The sequence below is a fragment of the Oryzibacillus soli genome (genome assembly GCF_051594765.1).
Classification (GTDB): Bacteria; Bacillota; Bacilli; order Paenibacillales; family NBRC-103111; genus Paenibacillus_AR.
On the sequence record NZ_JBPPGJ010000092.1, the window covers coordinates 1 to 498 of the forward strand.

The 498-nt window shown below is 60.2% G+C and carries 1 protein-coding gene; it reads left to right on the forward strand.

Annotation, left to right across the window (positions count from 1 at the left end; genetic code table 11):
* Positions 1 to 457: hypothetical protein (locus ACSEXW_RS28295; protein WP_438449518.1), on the forward strand; the 457-nt coding region annotated here is incomplete at its 5' end.
* Positions 458 to 498 lie beyond the last annotated feature (41 nt).

A 498-nucleotide genomic window follows, 5' to 3' on the forward strand; every position in this document is an offset into this window, starting at 1 on the left:
TAACCCGAGTCTGGCTCCGGCAGCTTCGGAGTTAATGCTTCTCACCGCCTTAACTGCGAAAGGCCGGGCCAAGACCCGGCTGCTTGCGCAACTTAGGGCGGCGGCAGGCCGTATCCCGGGTCTAGACCCGGAAACGTCGGAGTTAAGGTGTTTCAACGCCTTAAATGTGAAATGCCGGGCCAAGACCCGGCTGCTTGCGCAGCTTAATGCGGCTGCAAGCCTTAACCCGGGTCTAGCTCCGGCAGCGTCGGAGTTAAGGCGTCTCACCGCCTTAACTGCGAAAGGCCGGGCCAAGACCCGGCTGCTTGCGCAACTTAAGGCGGCTGCAAGCCTTATCCCGCTTCGAGACCCTGCAGGGTCGGAGTTAAGGCGTTTTATCGTCTTAAATGCGAAAGGCCGGGCCAAGACCCGGCTGCTTGCGCAGCTTAAGCGGCTGCAAGCCTTAACCCGGATCTAGACCCGGCAGCGTCGGAGCTAAGGCGTCTCACCGCCTTACAT